Consider the following 15814-nt stretch of genomic DNA (forward strand, 5'->3'; position numbering starts at 1 on the left):
ATCATGGGATCAAAACGCAAGACTTGCGGAAATATGCAAAAAAAGTTGATTTGTCTGGAAACGAAACCTATGAATATATAGAAGTTTTATTAAAAATCACGCTAATTCTATCATAAATTGCACAACTACTGGATACCACGCAGCGACTTGGGAAATGGATGGCAATATTACTGCTTTTCGAGAAATTATCTGATGATATAAAAACTCATCTTATGGTAAAAATCTTCAAAATTTTTCAGCCTAAATCAAAACGTGAAAAAGTTGGCAACAAATATATAGATTTTGGGCAACCTAATGCCAAAAATGAACATCAACAGCTATCTAAATTTAAAGGAAAAATTGTATTGCTTGAGTTTGGGGGTCCTGGTGTTTGCCCTGTAGGAAAGGGGCACGTGGAATTAATTGCAATTTATAATGAGTACAATCAAAAAGGTTTTGAAATTCTTGAGGGTTGCAGCAGACACTAATAGAGAATGAATGGCTTCAGGCAATAAAGAGATAAAATTCCGTGGGAAAATGTTAGTGATCTCAGGGGAGTTAGAAATAAAGCTGTGTTAATTTATGGAGTCAAACAATATCCATCAAATTTTTTAATTAACAGAGAAGGTATTATAGTTGCAACAGATTTATGGGGCGATGAACTACGAAAGAAATTAAAGGATTTGCTGAAATAGCATTCTTAGGAACAGTATTTTCATATCCCCTAAGTAATCATCAAAATTCTCCAATGGAACAGCCCAACAAGAATAATTTGAAAGAACTCTCGATCTTGCTATGAAATTACTTGTAATAGTTAGTACTTGATCGTACAGTCAGGGACTAATTTTTTAAATTTTCAAAAGGGATACAGATTAAATTAATTAGGCTGCTGGACTCACTTGATCCAGCAGTTTTGTTTGGCTAAGGTAAGCGATTCTTTAAAAGTTTGCAGTGGAGTTTTACCAAAGCAAAATCTGCCACTGTGGTCGCTCATTGTTGTAATGGTCCAGCCACTCGTCCAGATCATTTTGTAAAGTTTGAAGATCCTGGTAGAGCTTTCTTCGGAAGGCGATTGCGCCAGAACTCATCCTGCATGGTACGGTGTAAGCGTTCGCAAATTCCATTACTTTGGGGATGGCGCACTTTCGTTTTGCTGTGATCTATACCTTCAATCTGTAGATATAATTCATACTCATGATTTTCGGGTCTTCCGTTAAACTCAGTTCCTCTATCAGTAAGTATTCTGAGCATTGGTATTTCATGTTCGTCAAAGAATGGAAGAACTTTATCATTGAGAATATCTGCCGATGTAATAGCATGTTTGCTTGTATAAAGCTTAGCAAAAGCTACCCGGCTATAGGTGTCAATGAAGGTTTGTTGATAAATCCTACCTACACCTTTAATTGTGCCAACATAATAGGTGTCCTGGGAACCTAGATAACCAGGATGCTCCGTTTCAATTTCCCCATGGGCTTCTTGCTTTTCTTTTTTCCGTTCCATCGCTATAACCTGGGCTTCCGTAAGGATCAAACCGTCCTGAGCTACGCGAGCCTCCAGAGCCTTGAGACGTTTTTCAAAATCTCCAGATCATGCCGTTGCCACACACAACGAACGCCAGCTGCTGAAATAAAAATACCCTGCTTGCGAAGTTCATTGGAAGCTCTGGATTGGCCATAGGCTGGAAAATCGAATGCCATTTTAACAACAGCATTCTCAACTGCTGGGTCTACACGATTTTTGGGAATGGGTTTACGGCGACTTATTTCTCTGAGAGCCTCTTCTCCTCCAGTCTCATAGAGTTGTTTAAGACGGTAAAAACTGTCACGGCTAGTACCCATTAATTTACAGGCACGAGTCACATTGTTCAATTGTTCGGCTAAATTGAGTAAGCCAACTCTGGATTTGATTAACTTAGTTGCAGAATTCATAATCTGACTTTTGGGGTTATTAATTTAGTTTGTCGTTACTCTAAATTAACCCCAACTGTCAGATTAAGTCTTAACTTCTACAAATTACTTGAATGGCAAAATTTCTATAACTACAAACGCCCTCATGCATCATTGAATGGTAAAACCCCAAACGAAAAACTTCTTGAACTGGAACACCTGATACCTATTCAACCAGATGTAACAACAAAGTATTGGGAAAAGGAAGTCGAAATAATACCAAGAAACAGCAAAATGTACTACAGAAATCGATAGGCATTTTGTCTCACATAATCTTGAAATATCACACTTCAAATTCTAATATCCCTTTTTAATTTTTACTACCAACTATTCATACGACTACCGCATTTTCTTATATTAAATTTTAACAAACTTCTCGTAATAAAAAAATATTTGCCGGTAAGACCAAACGTAATCTATACCCATTAGACCTCACCTTATAACGGAGCTGCTTTCAAACCCTTCCTGTTCTCCCAGGGAATAAATGCACCCAAAGTACCACGAAGTCTTCTCCTTGCTTTCCCGGTCAACGATAGACCTGAATGTAGCTTCGTAGGCAGACGAGGGGTTGATTTCAAGCTCTACGTCATTAATTTTTCTGATCGTATCAACAATAAATGGCACATCCCCAATAGGAGTAGCGAAGCGACGTTTAATAAACCTGCTCATCATCAAAGATTGAAAGGGATCAGTAGCCAGCGCAATTGTTTTGAAACCCAGCTTTCGCGCCATTTCGTAGGAATAATATATATTCTCTGTGCTATGCTCTGCCTGTGTTTCAAAAATATATTCGATGCAGGTATACCCAACTGTTCTGCATATAAACCCATAATACGGGCCTCATAATAAGGCGAGTATACGGCACTTCCTGAAAAAATAACATTCCGCACTATTCCCTCCTTATACAGGAAATCTGCCCAAAGCACCCTGCCTTTCATTATAGAATCCCATTTATTATTATAAAATGGAACGCCTGGTACAATCGCAACATCAAAACTTTTACTGCTGTCAGTTACTTCCCTGTAAAGTCTGGCCGGCCGCTCGCGATACACATAGGTTTTACAACCCGATAAAATAGTTAAAGCAAGAATAGCCAGAAATGCAAAACGATACATAGAAATGTAAAATAATACATTTCTATGTATCGTTCGAATTAGAAAAATTCTAATACATTTAGTGCATTGCAGCACTCATATCTATCGCCTCTTTATCTTTTCGCTTTCTGACCATGAGAATAAAAGGTATACATATCAAAAAGAGCACACCCAGGTAGAGAAATACATCCATATAAGAAAGCACTGCGGCTTGTTTGGTAACCGTGAAATCCAGGGCCTTATAAGCCGAATTCAAAGCTACATCCGGAGACATACCCTTGGCAATAAAACCCTGCTTTAATGCCATTACCCTTTGCTGCACATCCAGGTCATTAACATCCAGTTTGGAAATAAGATCATTCCTGTAAGACATGTTCTTATTGCTCATAAAAGTTGTAATTGCGGCTACACCAAATGATCCTCCTAGCTGCCGCATCATGCCGGTAAAAAGCGGCCCCCTGTCCGATCTGCTGTCCTTTCAGGGTTGACAACGCCATAGTGGTAATAGGTATAAAAAGTAAACTCAGTCCTACACCACGCACGATCAGCATCAGAAAAAGCTGTCCTTGCCAGTATCGGGCGTAATGATCTTATATCCCCAGAAACTATACACAAAAAACAGGAACAAGCCTACAGCCACCATATACTGCTGAGATACCCCTTTTGATATTAAACGGCCTACAACCGGCATCATAAATGCCGTGGCCAATGTTGCAGGGATCATCAGCAAACCAGATTGCAAGGCAGTCCACCCTAACAAACTCTGGGTATACAATGGTATAATAAAGGTAGACCCATACAACCCAAAGCCTAAAATAAATGACATACCGGTACCAATCCGAGATTTCCGTTCTTTAATACTCTTAACTCTACAATAGGGTTTTTATAGGTAAGCTCCCGCCATATAAAAAAGAATAAACCAAATACTGCCAATGCAGTGAAAATGGAGATTACAGGGCTTGTGAACCAATCCTCCTCGTGTCCGCGTTCCAGGATAAATTGCAGGGAACCCACCGTGACAGTTAATAAGAATATACCCAACCAGTCAATTTCCCTGGTTGACGTTTTAGCTGCATATTTAGGACTTTTTATAAACTGAAGGGTTAGCAGTATTGCTATAATTCCCAAAGGGATATTTATATAAAATATATAGGGCCAGCTAAAATTATCGACGATGTAACCACCCAGGGGTGGACCTAAAGTAGGTCCAACAATTACACCCAGGCCATAAATAGCCTGGGCCATGCCCCGTTTTTCAGCCGGGTATGACTCGGTGATAATAGTCTGCGAAGTAACCAGTAAGGCACCCCCACCTACACCTTGCAAAAACCTGAACGCTACCAGTTCCCAGATGTTTGTAGCATTACCACATAAGAAAGAACAGACTGTAAATAATGCTATGGAGAACGCAAAATAATTTCGTCTTCCAAATTGTTGCGAAAGCCAGCTGGTCATGGGAACAATGATAACATTACCAATCGCATAGGCTGTAATTACCCATCCTACTTCAGACAAAGTGGCGCCCATATTCCCTTTCATGTCATTCAGCGCCACATTTACGATTGTCGTATCCACAATTTCCAGCAACGCACAAACAATGGCCGTGAGGGTTACTATAAACCGGCGAAAGCCATATTCCACCAGCGAATTTTGATCTTCCATTTTATTATTATTTCAGCAGCTGCTAACCAGATCCTAACCTGCCAACTCGCTCATTAAACGGGGTCGTTTGATTCTCAATCGTTCTTCGAACCTCTATTTCATCCGTATTATCACTTGTATCCACTTTATCGGGTCACAACTTGATTATACTACACTGAACCATATTATTAACACGCTGCCATTCACCATTAACTATTCACCATTAACTATCGATCACTCACTAGTTCAGATGCACATCCACCACTACATTCAGCCCCGGACGCAGCTTTTGAATCAGCGAGTCTTTGGTATCTGTAAACTCAATTTTTACGGGCAGACGTTGTACTACTTTTACAAAATTGCCACTGGCATTATCGGGAGGCAGCAATGCAAAGCGCGCACCGGTTGCCGGAGAAAAAGAGGTTAGTTTTGCCTCAAACTCGTGTTTTGGAAATGCATCTACCGTTACCGATACCTTCTGCCCTTCCACCATTTTAGAGATCTGCGTTTCTTTAAAGTTGGCCACCACCCATTTATCATTGTTTAAAACGATATTAAACAGCTGAGCTCCTGCCTGGATAAACTGCCCTACCTGTACCGGCACTTTCGACACCACTCCACTTTCCGCAGCAACAATTACCGTATAACTCTCAGGTTCAGCCGGGCATTCTCAATTTCCACTTCTTTCTGCCTGATGCTCGACCGGGCAATAACAGACTGCTCTGAGCTGGCAGATACCTGGCTTTTTACTACATTGGTTTGAGCGGCTGCCTGATTACGCTGGGCTACTAATATCTCTAACTGCTTATCTGCAGATTGCTTGGCGGCTAGTGCCTGCTCGTATTGCTGTTGTGTAATAGAATGATCTTTTACCAGGTTTTCATAACGTTTCAAGTCTTCTGTAGTACGCCAGATGTTTACCTTGGCTGCTTCTATTTGGGCATTAGCTGTAGCAACAGCAGCGTTGGCAGTACCTACGTTTTTATTGGTTGCTGACGTGCTGGCTTCTGCAGAAGAAAGATTACTCCTGGCTGTTCCTAAAGCCGCTTCCGCCTGTTGCAGCGCCATCGCTAAATCTCTTTTATCCAATATGATCAAAGTATCGCCTTTATTTACAAACTGGTTGTCGCGAACACGAACCTCGTTAATATAGCCTGATATTTTTGAAATAACCGGACTCAGGTTGGCTTCTACCTGCGCATCATCGGTCTCCTCATGGCTTTGACCATGGATATACCCTGATATGCCAAAGTAAGCTCCCAGCACTATCATAACGCCAAGAATAATAAAAAATATAGGGCTTCTCTTTTTAGCAGCAGGCGCCTTTGCCGGTGCCGTTTCGTTTGCTTCTGTAACTGTATTATTTGCCATCTTTAATGAATTAATATTTTATTGATAAAGTACTCCTGTTGTTTCTAATAACTTTCTATAAGCCAGCGCTGCATCAGCCTTGGCATTTAAAACATTGATCTTGGTAGACAATAACGCCACGTTCGCATCCAGCAACTCTGTAATAGTCACCAGGCTATTGTCAAACTTATTTTTAGTGATCCGGTAATTCTCTTCAGCCTGGCGTTCAGACTTCTCGTACACCTCTATTTTCTTTTTAGCAACAAATGCATTTTGATAATCCCTGTTAATCTCCAGCTTTATTCCATCCATCAACAATTCTTTTGAAGCTGAAAGCTGTGTTTCCCTGGCCCGGGACTGCTTTAATACCGCGTTGCTCTTCCATAAATTTGCGAGGTTATATTGTATACCCACACCCGCATTCACGGCATTAGTCACGGTTAAAAAATTAGGAATATTCGCAGCCACATATCCCCGGTAAGCGCCAATGTGGGTAAGTTCTCTGCTTTAGCCGATTTAGTAGACAATTCAGCAGCTCTTTGTTGAAAGCCTAATGCCTGCACATCTTTCCTGTTTTGCAATGCCTGTTGCTGATAGTCAGAAAAAGTTTTGATGTCCACCTGCATATTCACAAATGAAGAATCAACTTCCAGAATGGTCTGCTCTGGCAAGCCCAGCAACAGATTCATATTCATGTTAGCTATATTGTAATTATTTTCTGCCTCCAGCAACTGAAGCTCAATATCAGAAGTTTGCAGCTGAGCCTTCAAACGATCATTACGTGCAATAATTCCATTGTTTTCTTTGTTGAGAAAATCCGCGTCTCTTTTTGAGAAGCTCCCAGGTTTTCTTTCAATACATTTACTACCTGCGAAACCTTAAAAGATTTACATAGGCCTGGCTGATATTGTAAGCAATTTCATTTTTATCGCTACCGGCGCTCAACTTAGCAGCATCCAATAAATACTTAGCCGATTGTATACCGTACTTAATACGTCCCCCGGCAAATAACGGCAACGAGAAATTCGCAATACCATACATAGCCTGGTTTACCTTAGGTGCAGCTGAAGACCCTTGCGATTGACCGTCTTCGCCTGAAGATTGCTGACCTGTTTTAAGATTAATATTAGCATTCGTTAGTCTCAGATAACTACCACTCACTTTCAGATCGGGCAATTGCCGGTTCTTTGCTTCGTCGATTGCCGCGGTAGCTTCTATTATTTTCGCGTCATCAATCTTTAAATTTTTGCTGTTGGCGATACCCAATTCAAGGGCTTCCTGGAGCGTTAAGCCCCTTTTGTCCTGTGCATTGATATCTGCATAAGACAATAGCGCTGCTGAAAAAAACAATAGCGCTTTAGCTGTTCGATTCATATCCTAAAATGTTTCTTGTAATTGATTTTAAATGTTCTTTTACTTTTTCGAAATAAACATCCCTGATCCATTCTTCGGTAACCTTTATACCATAGTGCGTGGCATATAAATGTTTATTCAATAATGATTGCATGATAGTTCCCGTGATCGTAGTAATAAATAAAACAGGATCGACTTTATTTTTGAAAGCTCCTGAAGCATATCCTTCAGACAGCACTGTTGCGAAAAACTGCGCATAAGACTCCTTGGACTTACTTAAAAACCTGATTACGCTTTTATTCTTATTAGTAGCCTGCTCGGCCAGTATTACTTTGTAAAAAGATTTATTGTTCTTAACACGGTCGATATAGCCCGTGAGCGCCTTTTCTATTTTTTCGATAGTAGTAAGCTCATTGCTTTCCGCAATCTCTTTCACAGAAGCCAATCCAACACTCATGCGCATTTTGAACAATTCTTCCATCAATTTCTCCTTCGACCCAAAATAATAGGAGATCATAGCTATATTAATCCCCGCTGCTTTAGAAATGTCTCTTACCGATGTAGCATCAAACCCTTTTTCAGAAAACAGCCCTTCAGCCTTCTCCAGTATATGTTCTTTTTTGTCATTGCGGGTACAAAATTAAACAAACGTTTAAACTAATCAAACATTTGTTTAATTTTATTTTTAATAAAAAAGGAAATATTGACATTGATCAACATTTCCTTTACACTTAATTAATTCCGTATCGATGCTTATACCTGTCGTATAGCTGCTGCTGCTTATTATCCAGGTTAATTTTCCGGCCCTGTATAAAAGCTTCTGTCACAACACTGCTTCGCATGTCGAGCACATCTCCTTCACAAATAATAATATTGGCGTCTTTCCCTTTTTCAATGGATCCCGTTTGCTGATCAATACCCAGAATTTTGGCAGGGTTGATCGTAATGGCGGCCAGCGCCTGTTCTTTGGTGAGTCCAAATGCTGCGGCGGTGCCTGCGTTAAAATCAAGGTTTCGATAACGGGCATTGTCCGAGTTATCATTAATAGCGAACAACACGCCTGCTTTCTGCAAAATGGCCGGTGTTTTAAATGGCTGATCAATATCATCGTCCTGCATGGTGGGCAGACTATGCAAGGCATTCAAGATAACAGCAATATTATTTTGCTTTAAAAGGTCGGCAAATAAATAGCTATCTGAGCCGCCTACCAACACTACATCAATATTAAATTTCTTTGCAAAGTCCACAGCTACCAGTATCTGGCGGGCAATATCAGCATGTACAAAAAGCTTCTGTTTTTTCTCAAACAAAGGTCTTACAGCTTCAAATTTCAGATTAACATCCTCCTTTTAGGTTGTTTCAAATACCCCTGCGCCTGCAGAAAAAAGGACTCCACTTCTTCGATAGTCTGTATACCCGTTTTTACCGGATCGGAGGCGTCTGTTCCTCTAAGAGACCTGCGCGGCGAACGCATTAACATAGGCATGTTGAGGTGCAACCCGTTATCTGCTTTATAGATGGCATCCTGCCAGGTCCAGGCATCCAGCTGCACCACCGAGGAAGTTCCCGTAAGCAATCGCCCCTGCGGTACTACGCAAGCCAGCAAAATACCATTCGCCCTCAGGGTATTGATAATCTTAGAGTCTGTATTATAAGCTACAACAGAACGGACAGAAGGGTTATACTCCCCCAGTTCAAAATAATCGTTGCTACCCCGAACGCCACTTCCTATTTCGCTAATACCCAGATCAGTGTTCGGCAATATCAGGCCGGGGTATACATTTTTGCCCCTGGCATCTATGATGGTAGCGCCCGCTTCTTCCGGCACCGAGGTACCTACTTCAGCAATCTTTCCGTTTTTTATGGTGATAGATCCATTATTGATCACGTTACCCGCCGCTGTATAAATATTGCCGTTTTTGATAATAACCGTTCCCTTTTGCGGACCAGCCGGGTAAACATTATCCTGTGCCTGTAAACCATTACCAATAGTGGCGATCACAGCAAGTGTTATAATTTTTTTAGCATAGTTTACAGTTTTTCTTCGTAAGAATCTATTTCCAGGATACCCGTATGTTGTTCATTATCCTCGCAATGCAAAATAACCTGGGCGGTTGGTTTTACTGGTACAGTAGGTGTTCCTCCCTTTGCGTCAGCCAGCATTTTTTGAACCAATCTGTTTCTTTCCATACTTATAAGCTTCCGCTGCTCCAGGTCCTTTTCACGATCAAAAAATATGGTACCGTCTACAATTGTATACAATGCTTTTGCATATATGCTTAACGGATTTTGATCCCATAGTACTACATCCCCATCTTTGCCTACTTTAATACTTCCCACACGGCTATCAATATGAAGTGCTTTTGCAGGATTGAGCGTTACCATTTTAAAGGCATCATCCTCGCTCACCCCTCCATACTTTACGACCTTGGCTGCTTCCTGATTTAAGCGACGTGCCATTTCAGCATCATCACTATTAATACAAACATTTAACCCCATTTTGTGCATGATAGCTGCGTTATAGGGAATTGCATCCTGTACTTCTGTTTTATAAGCCCACCAATCGGAGAATGTAGAAACGTGAGAACCATGCTTTTTAATGGCATCAGCTACTTTATATCCCTCTAATATGTGTGTTAATGTGTTTACCTTAAATCCATAATCATCGGCAGTTGTTAACAATGCCAGTATTTCGCTTTGCACATAACTATGACAGGTAATGAACCGTTTATTATTCAATATCTCCACTAATGCATCCAGCTCCAGATCTCTGCGAACGGTTTTATCACCGGCTTTTATTTTAGCTTCATAATCTTTTGCTCTTTGAAATGCATCTGCCAATACAGACTGTACTCCCATACGCGTATCCGGAAAACGGATATTACCCTGCGACTGCGCAGTTCTCTTTACATTCTCTCCTAGAGCAAATTTAATAAAGGGATCAGCGCCTTTAAATTTCAGCCCTTCATCATCAGCACCCCATCGTAGTTTGATCAATTGTGTTTGTCCGCCGATAGTATTAGCAGACCCATGTAGTATGTGAGATGTAGTTACACCGCCACTTAACTGCCTGTATATATTCACATCATCAGGGTTCAGATTATCGCCTACCCTAACTTCAGAGGTTACCGATTGCGCTCCTTCATTAATAGAAAAAGCGGCAATATGCGAATGTTCGTCAATAATGCCCGGGGTCAAAAACTTGCCGGTTCCATCAATCGTTTTGGCGCCGGCTGCAGTAATATTTTTGCCAACTGAAGCGATCTTTCCATCCTTCAGTAATACATCTGTATTCTCTAACCTCCCTTCTTTTTCGTTGGTCCATACCGTAGCATTTTTTATTAGTATGTTTTCTGTACCAGGAACTACAGCATTACCATAAGGAGAAAATGGAAAATTCACTTTCGCCAACGCTTTCTCTGATTTACTTTTTGCGGTATCCTTTTTCAATGTACCTTCTTTAGTAAATGTAGCTATCCAGGTAACCGGCTGACCGTTATTGTCGGAGCCCACACCCTGCCAGCTTTTACCATAATCAACCCCGCTCAGCCTATATAAAAATCCGGCCTGGGCCATAGAAAAAGTAGAATCTTTTTCTCAGCGGTCGCTGGTTTCCCCGAAGGCTTCAGAGAAAAATTGATAGAGACCAATGTACCGTCTGATTTAAACCTGGTTGTGAGCGTATCTTTTCCAATCAGGTTGGCCTGGCTGTTGTTTTTTACATCCAGAATATAGTCGGTAACGCCGGCGGCTCCGGATATAGACAGCTTGTATTGCCCGGCCTGTTCTTTGCTCGCTTTGGCTTTTACATCATAACGCTCCCCGTTCACCCAGTTTTCTACAATACTTGTTTTTTCAGCGAACAGATCGCCTGTTGTTATTAAAAAGTTGGCCACTTTTCCCGCTTCAATACTGCCAACTTTGTCGTCAATTTTCATGAGCGATGCAGGCACGGTTGTCAAAGCGGCTAATGCGGCTTTAGGACTTAAACCGTATGCAATGGCTTTTCTAAGCGAAGGCCAGAAGCTTTTTATATCCTTCAGATCGGCTGCAGTAATAACAAAGGGAATACCGGCTTTTTCAAATGCTGCGGCATTACCTGGCGCCAGCTCCCAGTGCGCCATATCACTTACGGAAACAAACCTTGCATCCATCGGATCTTCAACATTCTGTGTTTCCGGGTAATTCAGCGACAGAATATAAGCAGCTTTGGTAGCCGCTATTTCTTTTATGCGCTGATACTCGTTATCGCCAGCCTTAATAATAAACTGTACACCAAACTCATCACCTATCCTGTCTGCTCTCAGGTCACTCCACTTATCACCCGCATCAAATACCTGGGGCAGTGATCTGTTATTTATCCATGCTTCTAGTGATTTATTCGTTCCTTCTTTTGCCGGCTTATTCTTTGCGTACCAGTCGGCGTCTATAAAGGTTTGCCTGAGCAAGGCTACGCTACCCATCATAGAAGTAGGATAAGACTGCGTAGAAGTGCCTTTGCTAAACGAGTAGAAGGCAGCAGTTCTGTCCTTTAAAATATTGAGGTTCTCTTTACGATCGGATAAAACAACTGCCACACCGGTACCCCTGGCAATACCATCTTTTTGATGTGACACCACTGCACCGAAGCCCTGCTCTCTTAAGCTTTCTGCCTTTTTAGTATCCGTATTAAAAAGATCATACCCATTCAATTCGCTCCTGATGGCCTGGTTCCAGCTAAATGGTCCTTTGGTATTGGTAGATAACTGCTGAGGACCAAAAAAGAACCCTCACCGCCTGGTCTCTGAGGAACTGCAATGCCATAGTCGCTGTAAATATCCACGAAGGAAGGGTATATAAACTGGCCTTTACAATCAACCACAACGGATGCGTCAGGAACTGAAACATTCCCTACCGCGACCACTTTACCATCTTTTATAACCAGTGTAGCATTGGAAAGTGATGTGTTGCCGTCTTTTACAATAGTGGCATTGGTGAAGGCATAATAACGGCTACGCTCATCGGCAATACCATTTACAGGGTAAGTAACCTGGGCGCGAAGCTCGGCCAAACCCAATAAGAGCCCGGCTCCCAAAAGCCATTTCTTCATTAGCATTAATTTTTATGGAAAATAATAAAATAAAACCAAAAGACCCCCGACTTTAAGAAATAACGTATGGCCAGATAGCAGCAATAAAAAGGTGCAAACAATTTTACCTGTTTGCACCGTTTATATGTAACCTCAAAAAATACTTACAAAGTTTCTCCCAGCTGACTTATATCCAACCCTTCTACTTCTTCCTCTTCGCTAACACGTAAAGGAGTGATTAGGTCGGTTACTTTTAAAATGATCATCGACATAACAAATACACCTACCAAAACTCCCAGAGCCACTAAAACGTGAGTTGTGAATAATTTGGTTTCGCCAAAGAATAAGCCCTTATCAGCTACCGCTGAGTTAATGCCTGGGCTGGCAAATACACCTGTAAGGATCATACCTACTAAACCACCAACTCCATGACAAGGAAATACATCCAAAGTATCATCAAGGCTGGTTCTTGTTCTCCACTCTACCATTAAATTACTAACCAATGAAGCTACAACACCAATTACCAGCGCATGCGGTAAGCTTACGAAGCCAGCTGCCGGAGTGATAGCCACCAACCCTACTACTGCACCAATGCTGGTACCCATGGCAGAAGGTTTTTGCCTCTTAAAGCGTCGAAAATGATCCATGCGAAAGCAGCAGCGCCTGATGCTACAGCAGTTGTAGCCAATGCGATAGCTGCCAGGTTATTAGCGCCCATTGCTGAACCACCATTAAAACCAAACCATCCAAACCAAAGCAAACCTGTACCTAATAATACATATGTAATACGTGCAGGTTTCATTTCCTGGTCAGATCTTTTTCTTAAATACATTGCGCTGGCAAGAGCAGCAACACCTGCGCTCATATGTACTACTGTTCCACCTGCAAAATCCAGAACACCTAACTTAAACAAAAGACCATCAGGATGCCATGTCATGTGCGCCAGAGGAGCATAGATAAAAATGAAAAACAGGCAGATAAATAAAATATAAGAGGTGAAACGAACTCTTTCAGAAAAAGCACCAGTAACCAGCGCTGGCGTAATAATGGCAAACTTCAACTGGAAAAAAGCAAAAACGGCCAGAGGTACCGTTGGTGCTAACGACCAAGGTTTACCATCCAAAACGCCGTTCATAAACATAAAAGTGGAAGGATTACCGATCACCCCTCCTATGTCTTCACCAAAAGCAAGGCTGAAACCGAAAACCACCCATAATACCGACACAATGGCCATACAAATAAAACTTTGTAACATTGTGGAGATCACATTTTTCTTTCTTACCATGCCACCATAGAAGAAAGCCAGACCCGGTGTCATTATTAATACCAATGCCGCCGAAGTAAGAAGCCAGGCTGTGTCCCCGGTATCTATTGCAGGATCAGTTGGACTTGCTACAGGATTGTGGCCCATAAAAAGACTGAGAACAGTAACTAACACGAGCAGAAGAAAGGGAACAATAGCTAGTTTTTTGGTCATGTGCATAATGAAAAAATTTAATGTGATAAAAAATAATAATAAATGAACAAATAGTTAATATTGGTTGTATGCAATCCAAAATTATATATTTAACATCAAAATAAATTGCATTATTGACAATTATTTTCAAATATATTTATTACTAATATGAAAGTATCCATTGGAAAAACAGCTCATGCAGGAGAAATAAGAGATATTTACACACCCTTTGTACGGGACGGGTTTGTTACTTTTGAAACCCAAGTACCTGATACAGAAATATTTGAAGAACGAATAAGGCAGTATACCCAAAAATATCCCTGGCTGGTTATGGAAGAGGATGGAAAAGTATTGGGTTACGCTTATGCCTCTGCCTACCGGGAGCGGGTGGCTTACCAGTGGGTAGTGGAATGTTCGGTTTACGTGCATGCCGACCAGAGAAAAAAGGGATAGCGGCAAAATTGTATCGGGCTCTATTCGACATACTGCGCTTACAGGGAATTTACCAGGTTTATGCAGTTATTACGGTACCCAATCCACAAAGTGTTGGTTTTCACGAAAAAATGGGCTTCAAATGGTTTGCAACTTATGAAAATGTAGGGTACAAAGCCGGAAAATGGTGTGACGTAGGATGGTGGCAGTTGACGCTGGCAAAACCAAATGACTCGATTCCGCCAGCGCCCATACCATACCCGGAGCTGGATCGCTCGGCTGTAGAAAACATACTAAACAAATACGCTAATTAATCGTTCTACCCGGGTATACCTTTAAGGCTTCCTCAAGGCAGTTCATGGCATTGTGAATGGCCTCCAGGTTAATGACATAAGCCAGTCTCACCTCGTTTATACCAAGGCCGGGCGTTACATAAAACCCTGTTGCTGGCGCCAGCATCACCGATTGACCATTATAAGAAAATTCTTCCAGCAACCACTGGCAAAACTTATTACAATCGTCAATAGGCAGTTGGGCTATTGCATAAAACGCTCCACCAGGATTGGGGCAGTATACCCCTTCCATTTGGTTAAGCCGACTTACCAATAAATCCCTGCGTCGTAGATATTCAGCCCTCGGTTCATCGAAAAAGTTGTCCGGCAGGTCAACTGCAGCCTCTCCTAAAACCTGCTCCAGGCCCGGTGGGCTCAGCCTGGTTTGCGCCAGCTTGATGGCCAGATCGTACACTTTTTTATTTTTTGTCACCAATGCGCCAATACGGGCGCCGCAGGCACTGTATCTTTTGCTGATGGTGTCAATCAAAATCGCATTATTTTCCAAACCGGGCAGGTTCATTACACTGGTATGCGGTTCTTCACTGTAACAAAATTCCCGGTAAGCCTCGTCACTAAACAGGTACAGGTTATTTTTTTACAGATTTCACCAATGGCCAGCATTTCATCCCTGCTATATAAATACCCGGTTGGGTTATTAGGATTACATATTAAAATAGCCTTTGTGCGGGGGTAATAGCTTTTTCAAATTCGCTCAGTGGTGGCAATTCAAAACCTGTTTCGATAGCCGACCTTATCGGCACTACCTTGACGCTTGTCTGGCAGGCAAAACCAAGGTAATTCGCATAGAGCGGCTCGGGAATAATTACCTCATCGCCAGCATCCAAACATGCAAAAAATGCAAACATGATCGCTTCGCTACCGCCTGCAGTAACCAGTATTTCATCCTTAGTAACCTGTATACCCGCTTTCGCGTAATATTCAGTCAGCTTTTTCCTATAGCTTTCGTTACCTGCACTATGGCTATATTCCAGAATCGGCATCTTCACCCCTCTTACCGCATCCATAATGGACGGCGGCGTTTCCACATCGGGTTGCCCTATATTAAGATGATACACTTTTACTCCCCTCTTTTTGCCGCATCAGCATAAGGAACCAACTTCCTGATGGGCGAAGCCGGCATTTCAACACCACGTTTCGAT

21 protein-coding genes and 3 pseudogenes are annotated in these 15814 nt (G+C 41.7%); 2 read left to right on the forward strand and 22 right to left on the reverse strand.

Annotation, left to right across the window (positions count from 1 at the left end; genetic code table 11):
• The first annotated feature begins 158 nt into the window (after positions 1 to 158).
• Entirely contained in the window at positions 159 to 467 is a 309-nt protein-coding gene (locus MKP07_RS35555) for a peroxiredoxin family protein (RefSeq protein ID WP_240852786.1), read from the forward strand.
• A gap of 407 nt (positions 468 to 874) precedes the next feature.
• Here the strand turns inward: MKP07_RS35555 and MKP07_RS35560 are convergent.
• From MKP07_RS35560 to MKP07_RS35655, 20 genes and pseudogenes are all read right to left on the reverse strand, one after another.
• Positions 875 to 1907 (reverse strand): annotated as a pseudogene (locus tag MKP07_RS35560) (IS481 family transposase).
• Positions 1908 to 2357: 450 nt separating this feature from the next.
• On the reverse strand, positions 2358 to 2597 hold the full coding sequence (locus tag MKP07_RS35565; protein WP_240852787.1) for a hypothetical protein: 240 nt from the start codon (positions 2595 to 2597) through the stop codon (positions 2358 to 2360).
• Positions 2597 to 3040, reverse strand: a complete 444-nt coding sequence (locus MKP07_RS35570; protein ID WP_240852788.1) for an ElyC/SanA/YdcF family protein — start codon at positions 3038 to 3040, stop codon at positions 2597 to 2599. Before MKP07_RS35570 ends, MKP07_RS35565 begins: the two co-directional genes overlap by 1 nt.
• 58 nt (positions 3041 to 3098) lie before the next feature.
• Entirely contained in the window at positions 3099 to 3407 is a 309-nt protein-coding gene (locus tag MKP07_RS35575) for a hypothetical protein (RefSeq protein ID WP_240852789.1), read from the reverse strand.
• On the reverse strand, positions 3397 to 3570 hold the full coding sequence (locus MKP07_RS35580; RefSeq protein ID WP_240852790.1) for a hypothetical protein: 174 nt from the start codon (positions 3568 to 3570) through the stop codon (positions 3397 to 3399). Before MKP07_RS35580 ends, MKP07_RS35575 begins: the two co-directional genes overlap by 11 nt.
• Entirely contained in the window at positions 3570 to 3845 is a 276-nt protein-coding gene (locus MKP07_RS35585; RefSeq protein ID WP_240852791.1) for an MFS transporter, read from the reverse strand. Before MKP07_RS35585 ends, MKP07_RS35580 begins: the two co-directional genes overlap by 1 nt.
• The gene (locus tag MKP07_RS35590; protein ID WP_240852792.1) at positions 3830 to 4681 is read right to left on the reverse strand and encodes a DHA2 family efflux MFS transporter permease subunit; all 852 of its coding nucleotides are present in this window, start codon (positions 4679 to 4681) and stop codon (positions 3830 to 3832) included. Before MKP07_RS35590 ends, MKP07_RS35585 begins: the two co-directional genes overlap by 16 nt.
• A gap of 220 nt (positions 4682 to 4901) precedes the next feature.
• A complete protein-coding gene (locus MKP07_RS35595) occupies positions 4902 to 5273 on the reverse strand; it encodes an HlyD family efflux transporter periplasmic adaptor subunit (RefSeq protein WP_240852793.1) in 372 nt (123 codons plus the stop codon).
• Positions 5274 to 5296: 23 nt separating this feature from the next.
• A complete protein-coding gene (locus MKP07_RS35600; RefSeq protein ID WP_240852794.1) occupies positions 5297 to 6031 on the reverse strand; it encodes an HlyD family secretion protein in 735 nt (244 codons plus the stop codon).
• 18 nt (positions 6032 to 6049) lie between these two features.
• A complete protein-coding gene (locus MKP07_RS35605; RefSeq protein WP_240852795.1) occupies positions 6050 to 6478 on the reverse strand; it encodes a TolC family protein in 429 nt (142 codons plus the stop codon).
• Entirely contained in the window at positions 6451 to 6780 is a 330-nt protein-coding gene (locus MKP07_RS35610) for a TolC family protein (protein ID WP_240851943.1), read from the reverse strand. Before MKP07_RS35610 ends, MKP07_RS35605 begins: the two co-directional genes overlap by 28 nt.
• Before the next feature lie 94 nt (positions 6781 to 6874).
• On the reverse strand, positions 6875 to 7384 hold the full coding sequence (locus tag MKP07_RS35615; protein ID WP_240852796.1) for a TolC family protein: 510 nt from the start codon (positions 7382 to 7384) through the stop codon (positions 6875 to 6877).
• On the reverse strand, positions 7368 to 7973 hold the full coding sequence (locus tag MKP07_RS35620; RefSeq protein WP_317236172.1) for a TetR/AcrR family transcriptional regulator: 606 nt from the start codon (positions 7971 to 7973) through the stop codon (positions 7368 to 7370). The genes MKP07_RS35615 and MKP07_RS35620 overlap by 17 nt, the downstream gene beginning before the upstream one ends.
• Before the next feature lie 121 nt (positions 7974 to 8094).
• Positions 8095 to 8673: an amidohydrolase family protein gene (locus MKP07_RS35625; protein WP_240852797.1), complete on the reverse strand. Its 579-nt coding sequence runs from the start codon at positions 8671 to 8673 to the stop codon at positions 8095 to 8097.
• A gap of 20 nt (positions 8674 to 8693) precedes the next feature.
• Positions 8694 to 9365 carry an amidohydrolase family protein gene (locus tag MKP07_RS35630; RefSeq protein ID WP_240852798.1) on the reverse strand — a complete coding sequence of 224 codons (672 nt, stop codon included), beginning with the start codon at positions 9363 to 9365 and terminating at the stop codon, positions 8694 to 8696.
• Between the two features lie 29 nt (positions 9366 to 9394).
• The gene (locus MKP07_RS35635) at positions 9395 to 10939 is read right to left on the reverse strand and encodes an amidohydrolase (RefSeq protein ID WP_240851948.1); all 1545 of its coding nucleotides are present in this window, start codon (positions 10937 to 10939) and stop codon (positions 9395 to 9397) included.
• Entirely contained in the window at positions 10909 to 12054 is a 1146-nt protein-coding gene (locus tag MKP07_RS35640; protein ID WP_240852799.1) for an amidohydrolase family protein, read from the reverse strand. The genes MKP07_RS35635 and MKP07_RS35640 overlap by 31 nt, the downstream gene beginning before the upstream one ends.
• Complete coding sequence (locus MKP07_RS35645) at positions 12051 to 12452, reverse strand: hypothetical protein (RefSeq protein ID WP_240852800.1); 402 nt, start codon at positions 12450 to 12452, stop codon at positions 12051 to 12053. Before MKP07_RS35645 ends, MKP07_RS35640 begins: the two co-directional genes overlap by 4 nt.
• A 143-nt stretch (positions 12453 to 12595) precedes the next feature.
• Positions 12596 to 13036 carry a hypothetical protein gene (locus MKP07_RS35650; protein WP_240852801.1) on the reverse strand — a complete coding sequence of 147 codons (441 nt, stop codon included), beginning with the start codon at positions 13034 to 13036 and terminating at the stop codon, positions 12596 to 12598.
• On the reverse strand, positions 13012 to 13908 hold the full coding sequence (locus MKP07_RS35655) for an ammonium transporter (RefSeq protein ID WP_240852802.1): 897 nt from the start codon (positions 13906 to 13908) through the stop codon (positions 13012 to 13014). The genes MKP07_RS35650 and MKP07_RS35655 overlap by 25 nt, the downstream gene beginning before the upstream one ends.
• 147 nt (positions 13909 to 14055) lie before the next feature.
• Here MKP07_RS35655 and MKP07_RS35660 point away from each other — a divergent pair.
• Positions 14056 to 14633, forward strand: a pseudogene (locus MKP07_RS35660) (N-acetyltransferase family protein).
• On the opposite strand, the pseudogene MKP07_RS40630 reads toward MKP07_RS35660, so the two are convergent.
• Together MKP07_RS40630 and MKP07_RS40635 are read right to left on the reverse strand one after the other, a co-directional pair.
• Positions 14626 to 15329: pseudogene (locus MKP07_RS40630) on the reverse strand (aminotransferase class I/II-fold pyridoxal phosphate-dependent enzyme). The pseudogenes MKP07_RS35660 and MKP07_RS40630 overlap by 8 nt on opposite strands.
• The gene (locus MKP07_RS40635) at positions 15323 to 15730 is read right to left on the reverse strand and encodes an aminotransferase class I/II-fold pyridoxal phosphate-dependent enzyme (RefSeq protein WP_317236247.1); all 408 of its coding nucleotides are present in this window, start codon (positions 15728 to 15730) and stop codon (positions 15323 to 15325) included. Before MKP07_RS40635 ends, MKP07_RS40630 begins: the two are co-directional and overlap by 7 nt.
• Positions 15731 to 15814: the final 84 nt, after the last annotated feature.

This window comes from Paraniabella hibiscisoli, from assembly GCF_022512515.1.
Taxonomy (GTDB): domain Bacteria; phylum Bacteroidota; class Bacteroidia; order Chitinophagales; family Chitinophagaceae; genus Niabella; species Niabella hibiscisoli.

Excerpts from the sequence above, each read along its gene's own strand:
- MKP07_RS35555 (WP_240852786.1), top strand. The coding sequence starts at position 159 with ATGGCAATATTACTGCTTTTCGAGAAATTATCTGATGATATAAAAACT.
- MKP07_RS35565 (WP_240852787.1), bottom strand. The coding sequence starts at position 2,597 with ATGATGAGCAGGTTTATTAAACGTCGCTTCGCTACTCCTATTGGGGAT.
- MKP07_RS35570 (WP_240852788.1), bottom strand. The coding sequence starts at position 3,040 with ATGTATCGTTTTGCATTTCTGGCTATTCTTGCTTTAACTATTTTATCG.
- MKP07_RS35575 (WP_240852789.1), bottom strand. The coding sequence starts at position 3,407 with ATGAGCAATAAGAACATGTCTTACAGGAATGATCTTATTTCCAAACTG.
- MKP07_RS35580 (WP_240852790.1), bottom strand. The coding sequence starts at position 3,570 with ATGCTGATCGTGCGTGGTGTAGGACTGAGTTTACTTTTTATACCTATT.
- MKP07_RS35585 (WP_240852791.1), bottom strand. The coding sequence starts at position 3,845 with ATGTCATTTATTTTAGGCTTTGGGTTGTATGGGTCTACCTTTATTATA.
- MKP07_RS35590 (WP_240852792.1), bottom strand. The coding sequence starts at position 4,681 with ATGGAAGATCAAAATTCGCTGGTGGAATATGGCTTTCGCCGGTTTATA.
- MKP07_RS35600 (WP_240852794.1), bottom strand. The coding sequence starts at position 6,031 with ATGGCAAATAATACAGTTACAGAAGCAAACGAAACGGCACCGGCAAAG.
- MKP07_RS35615 (WP_240852796.1), bottom strand. The coding sequence starts at position 7,384 with ATGAATCGAACAGCTAAAGCGCTATTGTTTTTTTCAGCAGCGCTATTG.
- MKP07_RS35635 (WP_240851948.1), bottom strand. The coding sequence starts at position 10,939 with ATGGCCCAGGCCGGATTTTTATATAGGCTGAGCGGGGTTGATTATGGT.
- MKP07_RS35645 (WP_240852800.1), bottom strand. The coding sequence starts at position 12,452 with ATGAAGAAATGGCTTTTGGGAGCCGGGCTCTTATTGGGTTTGGCCGAG.
- MKP07_RS35650 (WP_240852801.1), bottom strand. The coding sequence starts at position 13,036 with ATGGGTACCAGCATTGGTGCAGTAGTAGGGTTGGTGGCTATCACTCCG.
- MKP07_RS35655 (WP_240852802.1), bottom strand. The coding sequence starts at position 13,908 with ATGACCAAAAAACTAGCTATTGTTCCCTTTCTTCTGCTCGTGTTAGTT.